The organism is Crateriforma conspicua (genome assembly GCF_007752935.1).
In the GTDB taxonomy this organism is placed as follows: Bacteria; Planctomycetota; Planctomycetia; order Pirellulales; family Pirellulaceae; genus Crateriforma; species Crateriforma conspicua.
On sequence record NZ_CP036319.1, the window covers coordinates 3040117 to 3055976 of the forward strand.

A 15860-nucleotide genomic window follows, 5' to 3' on the forward strand; every position below is an offset into this window, starting at 1 on the left:
CAATCACTCGGGTTTCATCAGCCGCGTGAAGATCTGGCGGTTGCCGTCACGGGCGTCTTGGTATTGCTGTTGTAAGTCGCCGACGTCGGTCCGCATCAGGAACGCCAGGGTGCGAAGCGACATTGCATCGTCGGGAAATTCGTGACGCTGATCGTAATCCATCAGCCGCAGTCGGGCTTCGATCGAACGCAGCGTTTGATAATTTGCCGACAACGCATCGGCGTCGCCGGAATCCAGTCGCGCGTCGTCGGCCAGCGCGGCGATCAGTTCCAGCGTTCCGGTCGCGCGGTTTTCGGAAACGAGTCCCGCATGATCGGTCTGGCTGGCACAGCGTAACAGCAAAATCTGGGTCAGCATTTCCACGTCCACGGTGCCGCCCACGCCGCGTTTGAAGTTTTGCGGAGACGCCGTTTCGCTCATGCGAGTTCGAATCTGCAGCGCTTGGTCGATCATGCTGGGGTGCCACGTCGTCCGTCGCAGCACATCGGCGATGATTTCGTTGATCCGCAAGCGTGCCTGTTTCGAACCCGACAGCGGTCGTGCTTTGCACAGTGCCAAACGTTGCCACAGCGGCGCGACGCCTTGGTTGAACCGTCGTGCGAACGTGTCGATGGTGACCGACAAGATGCCTTCTTCGTCGGTCGGGCGCAGACGGCTGTCCAAGTCATACAGCCCGGGCCCACGGACGTCGCCGTTGACGTGGTTGACGACGTTGCCCGCCAATTCGTTAAAGAAGTGTTGGTTGGTCGTCGTCGCACGAGGCCCGCCGACGCGGCGCTGGGTGTTCCCGTTGGCGGTGTACAGAAACAGAACGTCCAGATCGCTGTGATAATTCGGTTCGCGTCCGCCCAGCTTGCCGAACGCAACGGCACACAGTTCGCTGGGATCGCCGCCCGCGTCGACGGGATCGCCAAGCCGGGCCGCCAATTTTTCTTGTTCGTTTTCCACGATCCGTCGCAGCACCGCGTCGGCCGTATCAGCCAGGGCACGATGCGTATCGCGAACCGTTTCTTTGCCCAACATGTCGCGGACGCCGATCGTCAGGTGGGCGGCGTCTTTGAAACTGCGAAGGATCGGATCCAGGTCCACCGCACCGCGACACAGGCTGATCGATTGCTGGTCCAAACGCTCGGCCGATGGCAATTGGTCGATGACCAGCGAATCGACCAATTCATCGATCATGCCCGGATTGCCCGTCAACACTTTCGCCAAGTACGGTGCACCCGCGCTCAGCCGGACCATCAACCGCAGCGTCGGCGGGCTGGATTTCAGCAGTTCCCACAACGTGGCTTTGGCACCGATCGAATCGGCGATTTCCACCAACCGGTCCATCGCGGATTGGGGGTCGGGCGTGGTCGCGATTTCTCGCAATAAATCCGGCGCCAGTGCGGCAAAGAAATGGCGGCATCGCCGTGGCGAAAGAAAGCTGCTGTTTTCGGTCGCCAGACCTTGCAGGTCATCCATGATCCGCTGGGCACCGCCGAAACCGTATCGGTCCAACACTTCGCGGACCACCGCGGGATCCGGATTGGGGTCCAAGATCAGTTCGGTTTCGATGGGGACTTCCCCGTCCGATTCCGCGTCGGCGACCGATTCGTCTTCGGGCTGACCGTGGTTCATCAGGTGATTGATGATCCGGCGATTGACTTGCAAGATCTCTCGCAACGATCGTTCGAAACGCTCGACGTCACCTTGATGACCGGCCTGATCACGCAGACCCAGTTGCCAAACCAGGCGTTGCATCTGAGCCGGGTCGTCGGGCAACATTGATTCACGCCGACCGCTCATCACGGAAAGTTGATGTTCCAGTCGCGTCAGTTTGGCGTCGTTGTTGGTCAACAGCGACGCTTCCTGGTGAGTGATGCAGCCGGTTTTTTCCAATGCATCGATCGCCACCAGCGTGTTTTCGGTCCGCAGTTTCGCGTCTTCGCCGCCGTGCAGCAATTGCAGAAAACGAACGGCGTAACGAATATCGGTACGGCCGCCCGCGTCACGATTGATGTCGGAGGGAAGCGATTGAGGTGGCGTCGTTTCAAGTCCGTCGTCGGCTGCGGATTCGATGCGACGTTCCATCTTGCCCCGCAGCGTTTTCAATTCCGTCAAATCCGATCGCGTCAGCAATCGCCGGAACACGCCGGCGCGGATGCGTTTCAAGTAGGCATCGGCCAGCTTTTCCGATCCACCCGCACGCCGCCCGTGGACGAAGGCCAAGCGAGGCCAAATCTGTGTCTGGGATTCGCCCAACCGGATCGCTTCGGGCAAGCTGCAGATGAAATCGTCGGGATCGATTCGTGGTTGGCGATTCAGGTTGAATCGAAAGGCCAGCGAGGTGTCGTGGTTCAACAGCATGAACGTCGTCTGGGCCACGGACTGATAAAATGCCACGTGGCTGTTGTTCTTGCGGTCCATTTGTTGGCACAGCAAGATCAAGTCGGCTTCACCGCCATAGGTCAGTTCTTTTGCACCCCAGGCCCCCATCGCAATGGCGGCAAATTCGGGCGGGGCCCCGTCGACCTGGACGGGCAATCCCCACTGGTTGCTGACCCGCCGGACCGCGTCGTCCAAACACGCGATCACCATCGCGTCGGCGACGGTGGCCAGTTCCGCGCTGGCTTGGACGGGGACCATCGAATGGGCGAATTCGCCATAGGCGACGCGGATCGTTTCGCGGATTGCGAATTGGCGGACGCAATCGGCGGCCCGCTGTAGGTCCGACACGGACAATAATTCCGCGACCAATTCGTCGACCAGGTACTGCACGTTGGCGGGTTGGCCGTCGGTCAGACGCAGCAGGTCGAACGATTCAGGGTCGGCAATGATCGCTTCGGCCACGACATCGCTGGTCGCAAACATTTGCAACAAAGCCGACAACGCCGCAGGGTCACGTTCGAACAATGCCAGCGCGGCGGTGGGACTGCGGGCCGCCTGGAGATGCCCGACCAGAAAATGGATGACCGCATCGACGCGGTCAAACTTAGGCAGTTCCTCCGACAACCGCTGTTTCAGGTTGTCCAGCAAATCTTCGGGCACCGAAAGTTGTTCCAGTCGCCTAAGCTGGTCGGCCACCCGATCGCTGTGGTGGCACATCGCTGCGGTGATCCCGTCCCACCGCGCAAAGACGACGGTATCACTGGAAAACGACGGCGGGCGGGCCGCCTGGTCGTCAGAACGGGATGCGGGATCAGATTCAGGCACAGGATAAAGGTCTTCCAACCGGGGAACTTACCGGAATCACCCGACGTCAAAATTGTAAATCGTGAAAACCGGTCGGTGTAGGTCGTTAGCCGTGACCTACCGTTGGAGTGCACAGGGTTTATTTGCAAAGGGTTTTTTCGCACCGGGATTGGTTCGCCAAGGGTTCATTTTCGGATGGTCCGTCGGCGAACGATCGCTTTGCAAGGAATTTCGCTGTCACGGGGGAATGTTGGGTCGGGAAGTCTCAACGGTGGCGCGACGCTTTTCAACAACGCATGTCGACTTTTCGCAACACGTGATGCCGCACGGATGCATCACTTGGCACCGAATTGCGACGCCACCGCCGGCCATGGTTTTTGCGTAAGTCTAACGTTCACAACGGCTTGTCATGATTCAGATGTCTCCCCAGTTCCACTCCGGCACCCGTCCTGCTTGGTACCCCTCCCACCAACCAGACGAAACCGCCACGGGTGACGAGGAGACGTTGATGGACAAGAATTTTCGCCGACGAAGTCTGCAAGACGACGCATTTGACGCCGAGGAGTCCGTCAATCGCCGCAGCCGGGTGATGGGACAAGAGTTCGCCGACGCGATCGATGACGAAACCGGCGAAGCGTCCAGCACGTCTCGACACGACGACCCGGAAAGCGAAGCCGATCCCACCGAAGACCCGGTGCGAATGTACCTGATGCAAATGGGCCAGATCCCTTTGCTGACTCGGGACCAGGAAGTTTCCGCGGCGATCCAGATCGAAAAGACCCGCGTCCGTTACCGCCATTGCCTGTTGGCGACCGACTTTGTCCTGCAAGCCGCCTGCAAGTTGCTGGAACAGGTCCGCGACAAACAGTTGCGACTGGACCGCACGATCGAAGTCAGCGTGACCAATGCCAAGGAAAAGAAGGCGATCATGCAGCGGATCGTGCCCAACGTCCGCACCCTGCAACACTTGCTTAGCCAAAACCGTTCGGACTACATGGTCGCGATCAACAAGCGATTGCCCGAACGTCAACGCCGCGCGGCGTGGCGAAACCTGGTCGTGCGTCGCAACAAAGCGGTTCGGCTGGTCGAGGAAATGAACCTGCGGACCGGCAAGCTGCAGCCCGTGTTCGAACGTCTGCGAAAGAACTGCAAGCGGATGGAAGAAATCCGCGAACTGTTGGCACATCCCGAACGTCTGGAAATGCCGGGAATGCCGACCGCCGATGAACTGCGCAGCGAATTGCTGTACCTGATGCGGTTGACCTTGGAAGCACCCCGCACGTTGTCCCGTCGTGTGCGTCAGTGTGACGCGTTCCGCGAAGACTACGATGCCGCCAAACGTGTTCTGTCGGCCGGCAACTTGCGATTGGTCGTGTCGATCGCCAAGAAGTATCGCAACCGTGGCTTGTCGTTCTTGGATCTGATCCAAGAAGGCAACACGGGGCTGATGCGTGCGGTGGATAAATTCGAACACGAACGAGGATACAAGTTCAGCACGTATGCGACCTGGTGGATCCGTCAAGCCATCACTCGCGCGATCGCCGATCAAAGCCGCACCATCCGTGTGCCGGTTCACATGATCGACACGATGAACAAGATCCGCCAAATCACCCGCGACTTGGTGCAAGAATTCGGACGCGAACCCACCGCCGAAGAAGTCAGCCATCGCAGCGGATTGAATCTGGACGACACTCGCGTGATCCTGAAGATGTCACGCCAGCCGTTGTCACTGGACCAGCCGGTCGGCGATCACGAGGAAAGTGCGTTCGGTGAATTCTTGGAAGACCACCGTGACGACGATCCGTTGCTGGAAACCAATCGCGAAGCGTTGAAAGCACAGATCGACTTGGCGATGGAAACGCTGAACTATCGCGAACGCGAAATCTTGCGACTGCGATACGGTCTGGCCGACGGGTACACGTACACGTTGGAAGAAGTCGGCAAGATCTTTCAGGTCACCCGCGAACGTGTTCGCCAGATCGAAAGCAAAGCCGTGCGTAAGTTGCAGCAACCGTATCGTGCGAAATCGCTGGTCAGCTTCCTGGACGGTGCCGACGTGACGATGTTCGAAGGCAGCGAAGCCCTGTAGTGCATCGCCCGCGTCCCACGCGTCATCCATCGCGTGGCGACCCTGGCGTTGCGTTCCGCACGTGATCCCAACGCGTGCTCTGGCCCCATGTGTGCGCTGCCCCCCGCAGATCCGCTGCGGGGTTTCTTTTTGGTCGGTCGCGACTGTGTCGGCCCGTGCATCTAATGCACTGTTTCAATCCGCGCGCACATACAGCGTGCACAGTCAGCATGACCGCTTCAACGACGTCGATCGTCATCATGCGACGTCCGTTTGTACGGCCGACAGCGACGGTTCTGTGGGTCTTATCGCATGCGCGAAGGCTGGACAATTCGCGTTGACTTTTCTGGTCGGGTCAACCTCATGGTTTCCGTCGGGTTTGCCGAATTCCACTGGCATCGGCGTTTTCTGTTTTCGGAAAACCGTCCGCCAGCATGGATTGCGCTTTCAATGACCGTCCGTCATCGGATCGGCCCAGGTTTGGACCCACGGATTCTCGGGTGCAAGCATTGGTCGCACGATGGCGTCCCCGACCCGAGAAAATCGAACCCATGCTGTTTTCGATGGATGCGGTGAGCGATTTTGATTCGCCATCGCCGCTTCAGCATTCCGATCAATCGTTGTCGCAGTACTTGTTGGTCTGCCAAGCCCACGCTGAATCTTTGGAGCAGGGCAGTTGGCAGTTTTCGTTGGAAGATGCTTCCGGCGAATTGGTACTGGAAGCCAGCGACGTCGAATTCGGTGACCTGAACCGCTTAAGTGTGATGGCGGCCCTGCGTGGATTGGAAGCGATCGACGGTGCGTCGTCGGTCACCTTGCTGTCCAGCAATCGCTACCTGATTCGGTCGTTGACCGATTCGCTTCCGCGTTGGCGTCGCAACGGATTCGTTTGGGAACACTTCGGCCGCCGCGTGGAAGTCCAGCACGCCGAACTGTGGCGACGGGTCGACCGCGCTCTGTCGATCCACCGCGTCGACGCGTGCCTGATCAGTTCACGGACCGTCAGCTTGGGCCAAGACCCCGTCGCTGGTTTGGACCAAGAAACCGACGCGGACGCATCCACGGTCCGCATCGATACGCCGCACCAAACCGTCGACACCGGCGGCGTCCCCGTCACGCGGCGACGACGCGGCCACCGTCCCACACGATCCGCGGTCGACACCGGCGAAGTTTCGTCCCGGTCCGGATCACCGATCGATGGCGTTTCAACAGCCGTCGCCTCCGCCGCAGCGGTCCCCGACCGACTGCGTCGATGGCTGTTGACGCCGGGACCGGCCCCCGAAAGCGGAGGCGGGCGGATCGCGGCGCGGCACTTCGACGCAGCCATTTATGGCACGACGATCGCTGCATCTACCTGATTCCCGAACATCACCGGCTTCCCCACGGCCGACCCGTTTTGACCCGAACCCATCCACCTTCACCTTCGATACGCGTACCCGGTGATACCATGCAAACCCAAGTTCCCTTGTCCGTTGTCAACAGCCTTGTCAGCGGGCACATGGAAAATCCCTCCAGCGTGCTGGGGCCTCACACGATCGACTATTGCGGGCAAACCGCTACCGCGATCCGGTCGTATTTACCCGAGGCACAGTCGGCTTGGGTGATCGATTCGGCGGGCCAACGGCGGACCATGCGTCGGCTGCACCCGGCCGGGTTTTTTGAAGCGATTTGTGATCCGGTGGTCGACGAACCGATCCGAGCCGAAGAAGATGGCGATCCGACCACCCGCAGTTCCGCACACTCGAGATACCGCATTCAGATGGCTGACAAGACCGGCGAACTTCGCGAAGTCAATGATCCCTACGCCGCCCCATCGATCCTGACCGACTTTGATCGTTACCTGTTGGGCGAAGGCCGTCACTATCAACTGTACGAACGGTTGGGCGCTCAAGTCCGCACGATCGACGGCCAGGCCGGTGTGAACTTCGCCGTCTGGGCACCCAACGCCCGCACGGTCCAGATCGTTGGTGATTTCAACGGCTGGGACGGACGCCAGCACACCGCTCGGATCCATCCCCACCTGGGCATCTGGGAATTGTTCATTCCCGGCGCCAAGGTCGGCGATCGGTACAAGTTCCGTCTGTTGACCGAACACGGCGAATGGGTCGACAAGTCGGACCCGGTCGGTTTCGCAGCCGAATTGCCGCCGCTGACCGCGTCGATCGTCGCCGATTTGACGGTCCATTCGTGGCAAGACGAAGAGTGGATGGAACAGCGGGCGGCCCAAGATCCGTTGCACACGCCGATGAACGTGTTCGAAGTCCACTTGGGCAGCTGGATGAAAGGCCCGGGACGTCCGCACGGCTGGCTGGATTATCGGGATCTGGCCAAGCGGTTGGCGGAATACTGTCACCGCATGAACTTCACCCACGTTGAATTGATGCCCGTTTCGGAGCACCCGTTCAGCGGTTCCTGGGGTTACCAAGCGGTCGGTTACTTTGCCCCGACCAGCCGGCACGGATCCCCAGAAGACTTCATGTACTTCGTCGACTACATGCACCGAAACGGCATCGGTGTGATCGTCGACTGGGTCCCCGCCCACTTCCCCAAAGACGGTCACGGTCTGGCACGCTTTGACGGTACGGCGCTGTACGAACACGCCGACCCGCGTCAGGGCGAACACCCGGACTGGGGCACGATGATCTTCAATTACGGCCGCAACGAAGTCCGTAACTTCTTGATCGGCAATGCTCTGTTCTGGTTGGATAAGTACCACATTGATGGCTTGCGTGTCGACGCGGTCGCATCGATGTTGTACTTGGATTACAGCCGCGAATCGGGCGACTGGGTGCCCAACCAATACGGCGGTCGCGAGAACTTAGAAGCGATCGATTTCCTGCGTGATTTCAACATCGCGGTCCACGAACAGTTCCCCGGCGCGATCACCGCGGCGGAAGAATCCACGGCATGGCCCGGCGTGTCGCGACCGACCTACGACGGCGGTCTGGGATTCACGTACAAGTGGAACATGGGATGGATGAACGACACGTTGTCGTACATGCGTCACGAACCGATCCACCGCAAGTATCACCAGAACGAACTGACGTTCAGCCTGATCTATGCCTTCACCGAAAACTTCGTCCTGCCGTTGTCGCACGACGAAGTGGTCCACGGCAAAGGATCGTTGATCAGCCAGATGCCCGGCGACATGTGGCAGAAATTTGCCAACCTGCGTCTGTTGTACTCGTACATGTGGACGCACCCCGGAAAGAACCTGTTGTTCATGGGCGGTGAATTTGGCCAGTGGAACGAATGGGACAGCGAAGCCGGACCCGATTGGATCCTGTTGGACTTCGACACCCACCGTGGTGTGCAACAGCTGGTGTCTGATTTGAACAAGCTGGTCATCAAAAACCCGTCGCTTCACGAGCTGGATTTCAGCGGTGACGGATTCGAATGGGTGGATTGCCAGAACGCCGAAGACAGTGTGCTGATCTATCTGCGAAAGGGCCTGGATGACGCTCCGCCGATCCTGGTCTGCTGTAACTTCACCCCCGTCATTCGCAAGGACTACCGCATCGGTGTTCCGCAGTCGGGTTACTGGAAGGAAATCTTCAACAGCGACAGCGAAGCCTATGGTGGGTCCAACATGGGGAACTATCCCGGTCGCGAATCCACCGGCGTCGGCCACCACATGCGTCCCGACAGTATCCAAGTTGATCTGCCGCCGTTGGCCGTGACGATCTTCCGTTTGGAAAACGACGCCTGATCCGATTCCAGTCGATCAAGCCGCAATCCATGGTGACAGCCGAGACGTTTTCGTCTCGGCTGTTTTTCTATAGCGCCCGATCCACCACGTATGCCTGCGGCTTTTGAATCGCATTCTCAACAGGCAAAAAGCTGCTGAAAAACCGATCCGACACAGTTTGACAAAAAACGGCAAACCGATACGGTTCCCTGTCGACTTGGCATTGGCGTTGCAAGTCACCCAATCCAGACACAACCCATCGAGACATTAAAAAGAGAATGCCGTTATGGATTATGCACCGGTCATTGAAATTCTGAACGAGATCCTGAAACACGAATGGACGGGGGTCGCCCAGTATTCGCAAAACAGCTTCATCCACGAAGGCCCGTGGCGTGAAGTCTACGCAGATAAGTTCTTGGGAGACGCCAAGGAATCCTTCAAACACGCGCAGTTGATCGGTGACAAGATCGTCGCGTTGGGCGGAGTCCCGGTTGCAACCCGCAATGAGATTCGTCAATCCAAGGATCTGAAGGAAGTCCTGCAGTACAGCCTGGAATTCGAATCCAAGGCGGTGGAGATGTACACCAAGGCGTTGGAACTGGCCGATGGCGATCGGGCACTGGTCGTCTTTCTGGAAGACATCTTGTTGCAGGAACAAGAAGGCGTCGACGAGTACAGCAAGCTGCTGCGGAACACCGACGCGGCCCAGAACGTCGGTATCATCGAAGACGATTCGAAGAAAAAGATCGGCTGAGAATGCTCGATCGATCGCGGGTCCGTGACCGGATCCGCGGTGGGATTATCCCGCGTGCGGGAATTTCAGAATGGTCGGCGAAGCCGTCTCGGCCGCCGACGCCCCGTTGCTGTGGGGCACGGCCCGCACGCCACGCGATGTGATCACGTTCCGCAACGCCGCGAACTGATGCGGCTCGATCGACACGCGGCTCTGTACGAACCAACCGACGTGATCGGAATAGCTTTCGTGACGCAGGACCAGCGTTTCGGGTGCGATCGAACACCCCGAATCACAGCTCTCGCTGGCGATCACCAGCCGCTGGCTGTCGGTCAAACCCGGCAAAATTTCTAGGACTGATTCGGTCCGCACGACGCCCGCCCAATCAAGCGTTTTGTTGAAAACGATTCTCAATAACGCTTCAGTTTATTGGCGGCGATTTCGCGGTCAATGCGAAATCCTGTTTTTACGATCGTCGTTCGGTCTGGACTCGTTCCCGCCTGTCGCTCCGCAAATGAACGCCTTACGCTTCGCGAATGTGGCGAAAACGAATCTCGCGAGCCCTCCACGAGGGCTCGGCTGTGGGAGTCAGGATGGGCGGACGCATCTTCCGCCCCTGCGAATGGCGATGCTTGCGTCAGAATTGGCGCAGGAAGCGCAGGTCGCCACTGTATAGATCGCGGATGTCGGTGATGCCGTGGCGACGCATGCACAGTCGCTCGACGCCCAGCCCGAATGCGAATCCGCTGACCTGTTCCGGGTCGTAGCCGACCGCTTTGAAGACGTTCGGATCGACCATTCCCGCACCGCCGAATTCCACCCAATTGCCGTCCCACAGGAAGTCGACTTCGACGCTGGGTTCGGTGAATGGAAAGAACGAGGGGCGGAAACGAATTTCCACGTCATCGCCCAGGTAGTTGGTCGCGAAGATCCGCAGCACGGTCTTCAGATTGGCCATCGTCACGTTCCGGTCCACCATCAGACCTTCCATCTGATGGAACATCGGAAAGTGGGTCGCGTCGGGGGCGTCCGGACGGTACACCCGGCCGAGCGAGATGATCCGGATCGGCGGTTGGCGTTGTTCCATCACACGGATCTGGACCGTGCTGGTTTGGCTTCGCAGCAACCGCGTGCCTTCCACAAAACGCGACGCCTGGCCATCACCGACGGACAGATAGAAGTTGTCCAGCGGGTCCCGTGCCGGATGGTCTTCGGGGATGTTCAGCGCCACAAAGTTGTGGTGCGGATCTTCCACTTCGGGGCCTTCGGCAGCTTCGAAGCCCATCCGACCCATGATCTCCATCAAGTGATCGATGGTTTGGGTGATCGGATGAACGTGCCCGATTTCCGGTGCGATACCGGGCAGGGTGGGATCAAAGGTCGGGTCGACGCCGTCGGCGGCATCCCCGGTCAATCGGTCCCGGGTGGCCTGGAACGTTTGCTCGATCAGCGATTTGACTTCGTTCAAACGCTGGCCGGCGGTCGGCATGTTTTCTTTGCCGACGGACCCGATTTGTTTCTGGATTGATTTCAACAAGCCCTTCTTGGCACCCAAGAATTTGATGCGGGCTTCTTCCAGAGTGTCCGGATCGGCGGCGGCATCGAACGCGCGCTTGGCGTCATCGGCCAAGTCGTCCAACGCGGCGACGAATTGTTGCAGGGACATTGGCTTGTGGAGGGTGAGTGGGGGGCGCCGCGATTGGCTCCAGCGGCGTCCTCATCTTTCGCACAGGAGTTTCAGGCGGCTGCCAGAACTTCTTTGACCTTGTCACACAAGTCTTTAAAGCCGGCCTTGTCCTCGATCGCCATGTGCGACAGGGACTTGCGGTCCAATTCGATCCCGGCCTTCTTCAGCCCGTGAATGAACTCGCTGTACCGCAGATCGTGCTGTTGCACGGCGGCGCTGATCCGGATGATCCACAGCTTGCGGAATTCACGCTTGCGAACACGACGATCGCGGAAAGCATACGCACCACTGCGAAGCAACGTTTCCTTGACGGTACGCGTCAGATTTCCGCGTCCGCCACGATACCCCTTGGCTCGCTTGAACAAACGTTTCTTGGCTTTGTTACGCGCGGCGCCTTTGGTTGAACGCATGGCTGGGGTTCCTTTGCTGTGGTGATGCTATTGGATCATGAAGAATGTCCCGTCCTCAGGCCTCGATCCACGAAACAATGGGATCGATGTTCATGCCCAGACGGGTTGTCGCCAGCGGCAAAATGGCCGTGGCGTGTCCGGTTTGCCGACCGGACGCGGAGTGGAAAGACAGAATTTGCCGGCGTCAGGCAACGTGTCGCGGGCGACCGATGGTGGCCAAGATCAACCGTTGCCGATCCGGATTTAGTTGCTGTATCCGTTCAAAGCGGCGTGGATCGTCGGCTCCATGCAGGTGTCGACGGCAGTCGTGCCACGCAGGTTACGGCGACGTTTCTTGCTCAACCCCTGTGCCAGGTGGCTGGTGCCCGACGGACGGTGCATCGCCTTGCCTTTGGCGGACAAACGGAACCGCTTTTTGGTTCCTTTGTGGGTCTTGATCTTGGATTTACCTTTGGACATCGCTGTGGGGTCCGTATCGATGAACGTTCGTCGTCGTGATTTGAAGCGGCGAAGTGTAGCGACCTGCCGCAGAATATGAAAGGTCCGTGTGCGACTTTTCCACTCGGAAACGGCCCGCCGCGTCAACGCAGCGGCGGCAACGGTCGGCCCAGTGCCGAGTCGCCATTTGCCGGCCGCCCGGCCGATTGCAGCGTTTGTTGCAATTGCCGCTGTTTTTCCATGCGTATTCGATCCAACCAGTGCATCGACGCGTCGCCGGAACCATTGGGATCGGACTCCGATTGCTGGGCGATTGATTCGAATTGGTCCAACAAGTTGGAAAGCGTTGTCGGACCGCCCTCGTCATCGCTGCCGCCGGATTCATCATCCAGTCGCGCCAACAGCGTCGCCAGCGGAACGGATCGATCGGACCGGAACTGAACATCGGTCACCACCGGATCGGCCGGGTACATGCCCAGCAAGGTGGTTTTGTCAAACCGCACCGTGGCGGTGATCGACGGGGCCCTTGACAATGCCGACGCGGCAACCGGGGACCGCAGGGGCGCGGACAACTGATGCAGCGTCGCGCCGCCGCCTTGGGTGATGAACACAGACAGCCGCGGATTGCGCGGGCCGAAATCCGGTGGCAGGTGCAATAGCATTAGCTCCACCACGGTCGTGCGGCCCTGGGTCAGCGATCCGGTTTCTTGCTGGTAGGCGAACGCCAGCGCCAGAGTCCGCCCCATTTCTGGAGCGTCGGTCAGGCTGTAACGTCGTCCGGCCGATCGTGCGTCGGGCACGATGCCCAGCGATCGGAATCGCGACACCGCGGACTGGATCATCGGTTCGGGGTTGCCGGTCACCGATGATCCCGGCCCCGGCTGAGAAAGCTGGTGGAAAAAGGCGGCTTTGCATTCGTTGCCGAAATAGCATCGGCCGTTGGCGTCGTGATAGACAACCGGCTGTACGGCCAAGCGGTGTTCTTGGAAGTATTTCAGCACTTGGGATCGGGTCACCGCAGGCAACCGGTCGCGACCGCTTTGAGCCAATTCCAAGCTGATCGTGACCGCGTCGATGCGACCGAAAACACCAGCGGAGCCTGGCGTGATCTGTAAGGGTTCGTGCACCGCGACGCCTTCGCCAAGCAAGCGGCACGATTGATCGCGAGCCGCGGAATACAACCGCAGGACTTCGCCCGGCGTCCGCGGAATCATCGACAGGGTTCGCAGGTCGCTTCGCTCGGGCACCGCTTCGATCCGACCGACACGCACTAGTGGTGATTCCGATGCCGTGAATCCGGCTTGACGGGTGTCCAGCGTTTGAGGCGGTCGCGACGATTTCGCTGAGGATCCCACGGGGCGTTTGGGCCGCAAATGTTGATCGGCGGTCGCCCAAGCTTCAGCCGCTAGACGGCCCGACGGCGATGCGTTTGACGATTCACTCGGTGTTTCGATCGCGTTGGTTTCGTCTGGCTCGCTGACTGAATCGGCAACGGCGGCGCCGGCAAGATTCGACACCGCTTCGTCGCCAGAGTTCATGCCCATCGCTTGGCCGAACTTCAGGCGACCCGATCGTTCAGCTTCGGCCGTCTTGTCGAACGCCATGTCCAGCTCGGCGGTCGGTCGTATCGAAGCGGCCGACGATGAATCCGACGAAGCCAAACGGACCGATGACGCGTCCGTGGATCGGGTATCGGCATGAACGGCATCGGTGCCGCGACGCATTCGCCCGTGGATAAAGATCGCTGCGGTCAGGACAAGCATCCCGACCGTTCCGATCTTTAAAACGCTTTGTTCGCTCATACGATGACGGCCCCGCGAACGCCGGTCCGGCGATCGCATCGAATGGTTCCAACAGTGATGACAGTCGACCGCCATGGGATCGTCAGTTTCACGCGGTTTCCTGACGCGTGGCGTGTCGATCGGGCGGGTCCCGAATGGGCTGAGTACCAAAACCGGCGGCGCGGTGGCAATGCTGGGCCGCGGCAACGGTCCTTAAAGGCGTCTTTCGCGGACCGGCCAAAGTTTTCTATAGCGATCGACAGAACTCGCACCACAACGTCACCGCGGGCCAGCGCTCGCGACGACGGTGATGCCCGCTCGGCAACGCAATCACGGCAACGCAATCACGGCCGACGGAATCACTGCCGACGCAATCAACGGCGATTGGCTGAACCGTTGGTGCGGCATGATCCAACCAATACCCTAGAGAAACGCCCCTGTCATGATGACCGCGGAAACAGCATTCTTCGTCATGCTGGCGATCTGTCTGGGCGTGGCGGCCTGGGCTGGACAACGGCAGGGCAAGGCCCAGGCACTGGGCGTCGCGATGGCGTGCAGTCTGCTGTCGGCCAGTTGGCTTGAAATCAACTTGGCCGGTCTTCCGATCAACGTGGCAACCGCCGTCGCGGTGATCGGATTGATCGCGTACTGCGTGCACAGCGGCGACCGATTCCTATCGCCCATCACATTGCTGGATGCACTGATGATCGCTTTGGTGATCTGGCACGTCGTTGCCGATACGGTCCACGGTGCACCACCGCTGATGACCGCCGCTGCGGCCTATGGTGAATGGGGGCTGCCCTATGCCGCCGGCCGTTTCGCATCGATGCACCGGAGCAGTCTGCGGAACCTGTCGCCCTGGTTCGCCGGCGTCGCGATTGTCTTGGCGACCGCGACCGTGCTTGAAGCCTTGACGAATATCAACGTCTGGGAAACGTTGATTGCACCGCGAGACGATCGCGTCGACTTTGCACGGCGGCTGCGGTACGGGATTGCCTATCGTGCCAACGGGCCGACGCGTCACTGTATCTTCCTGGGCGTGGTCTTGTTGACGTTGGTTCCTTGGGCCGCTTCGTTGCTGGATCGCTTTCAAAGTTCAACCGATTCGGATCGGAACAAGCGTGTCGCAGGTGCGCTGACGCTGATCGCTCTGTTTTTGGGGATCGTGGCAACGATGTCACGAGGCCCAATTTTGGCGTCGGTGGTGGTCGCCGTGATCGTCGCATCGATGGCGAATCGAATTGTTCGCTACGTGGCCTTGGCCGGTTTGTGTGTTGTCGTTGCCGCCGCGGTGATCGCCCCCGAACGCGTCATGCGGGGCTTGGAAAGCCGCCCGGATCAACCGGTTGAATCTCGCATCGTTGTCTTGGACGAAAGCGAAGAAGCCGTCATTCAAAGCTCCGCACGAAATCGCTGGCTGGTGATGAAGATTTACGGCCCATTGGTGATCAAAGGCGGCTTGATGGGTTACGGCACCGAAGACAGCTCGGGGTTTCCACCACGAAACTTGCCGGGGCTGACCACTGACCCTGACGTGTTGCGACAGATCGGCATCGTCGACAATACGTTCATCGGAATGGGGTTGCGGTTTGGTCTTATCGGTGTGGTGTTGCTGGTCTTGTTGTTCGTCGTGGCCGCGGCAACAGCGCAGCGGATTTCAGGCGACGCTTCGACATACTTTTTTCCCAATACGGCACTGACGTTCTGGACGATCGCAGCGGTGGTGGTCGGGTTGGCGTTGCAGTTGTGCACCGTCTACTTCGATCGTGACCACGGGTTCTGGGTGCTGTTCCTGCTGGGCGTCATCAGTGGGCTGTCAGTCGCCACCAAAACGCTGGACGACGTGTAGCAACCCTGCATGCATCGGCGTCACGCATTTTC

At 59.4% G+C, this 15860-nt stretch carries 11 protein-coding genes; 5 read left to right on the top strand and 6 right to left on the bottom strand.

Translation table 11 applies throughout. The features are described from left to right. Positions 1 to 3 precede the first annotated feature (3 nt). Complete coding sequence (locus tag Mal65_RS11520) at positions 4 to 3195, bottom strand: [protein-PII] uridylyltransferase family protein (RefSeq protein ID WP_145297476.1); 3192 nt, start codon at positions 3193 to 3195, stop codon at positions 4 to 6. A gap of 388 nt (positions 3196 to 3583) precedes the next feature. On the opposite strand from Mal65_RS11520, the gene Mal65_RS11525 reads away from it, so the two are divergent. From Mal65_RS11525 to Mal65_RS11540, 4 genes are all read left to right on the top strand, one after another. Beyond that, positions 3584 to 5263 carry an RNA polymerase sigma factor RpoD/SigA gene (locus tag Mal65_RS11525; RefSeq protein WP_145297479.1) on the top strand — a complete coding sequence of 560 codons (1680 nt, stop codon included), beginning with the start codon at positions 3584 to 3586 and terminating at the stop codon, positions 5261 to 5263. Between the two features lie 530 nt (positions 5264 to 5793). Further along, complete coding sequence (locus Mal65_RS26990; RefSeq protein WP_196784771.1) at positions 5794 to 6600, top strand: ribonuclease H family protein; 807 nt, start codon at positions 5794 to 5796, stop codon at positions 6598 to 6600. 89 nt (positions 6601 to 6689) lie between these two features. Then, positions 6690 to 8951, top strand: coding sequence for a 1,4-alpha-glucan branching protein GlgB (gene glgB / locus Mal65_RS11535; protein WP_145297482.1), 2262 nt, complete (start codon positions 6690 to 6692; stop codon positions 8949 to 8951). A 265-nt stretch (positions 8952 to 9216) separates the two neighbouring features. Further along, positions 9217 to 9684, top strand: a complete 468-nt coding sequence (locus Mal65_RS11540) for a ferritin-like domain-containing protein (RefSeq protein WP_145297485.1) — start codon at positions 9217 to 9219, stop codon at positions 9682 to 9684. A 45-nt stretch (positions 9685 to 9729) separates the two neighbouring features. On the opposite strand, the gene Mal65_RS11545 is transcribed toward Mal65_RS11540, so the two are convergent. The 5 genes from Mal65_RS11545 to Mal65_RS11565 all read right to left on the bottom strand — a co-directional run bounded on the left by Mal65_RS11545 (position 9730) and on the right by Mal65_RS11565 (position 13961). After that, positions 9730 to 10077 (bottom strand): hypothetical protein, encoded by a 348-nt coding sequence (locus Mal65_RS11545; protein WP_145297488.1) that lies wholly within the window; start codon positions 10075 to 10077, stop codon positions 9730 to 9732. A 223-nt stretch (positions 10078 to 10300) separates the two neighbouring features. Next, entirely contained in the window at positions 10301 to 11329 is a 1029-nt protein-coding gene (gene pheS / locus Mal65_RS11550; RefSeq protein ID WP_145297490.1) for a phenylalanine--tRNA ligase subunit alpha, read from the bottom strand. A gap of 71 nt (positions 11330 to 11400) precedes the next feature. Beyond that, the gene (gene rplT, locus Mal65_RS11555; RefSeq protein ID WP_145297493.1) at positions 11401 to 11760 is read right to left on the bottom strand and encodes a 50S ribosomal protein L20; all 360 of its coding nucleotides are present in this window, start codon (positions 11758 to 11760) and stop codon (positions 11401 to 11403) included. A gap of 243 nt (positions 11761 to 12003) precedes the next feature. Next, on the bottom strand, positions 12004 to 12219 hold the full coding sequence (gene rpmI, locus Mal65_RS11560; RefSeq protein ID WP_145297496.1) for a 50S ribosomal protein L35: 216 nt from the start codon (positions 12217 to 12219) through the stop codon (positions 12004 to 12006). Between the two features lie 122 nt (positions 12220 to 12341). After that, complete coding sequence (locus Mal65_RS11565) at positions 12342 to 13961, bottom strand: hypothetical protein (RefSeq protein WP_145297499.1); 1620 nt, start codon at positions 13959 to 13961, stop codon at positions 12342 to 12344. 460 nt (positions 13962 to 14421) lie between these two features. Between Mal65_RS11565 and Mal65_RS11570 the strand changes: the two genes are divergently transcribed. After that, positions 14422 to 15828: an O-antigen ligase family protein gene (locus tag Mal65_RS11570; protein WP_145297502.1), complete on the top strand. Its 1407-nt coding sequence runs from the start codon at positions 14422 to 14424 to the stop codon at positions 15826 to 15828. Positions 15829 to 15860 lie beyond the last annotated feature (32 nt).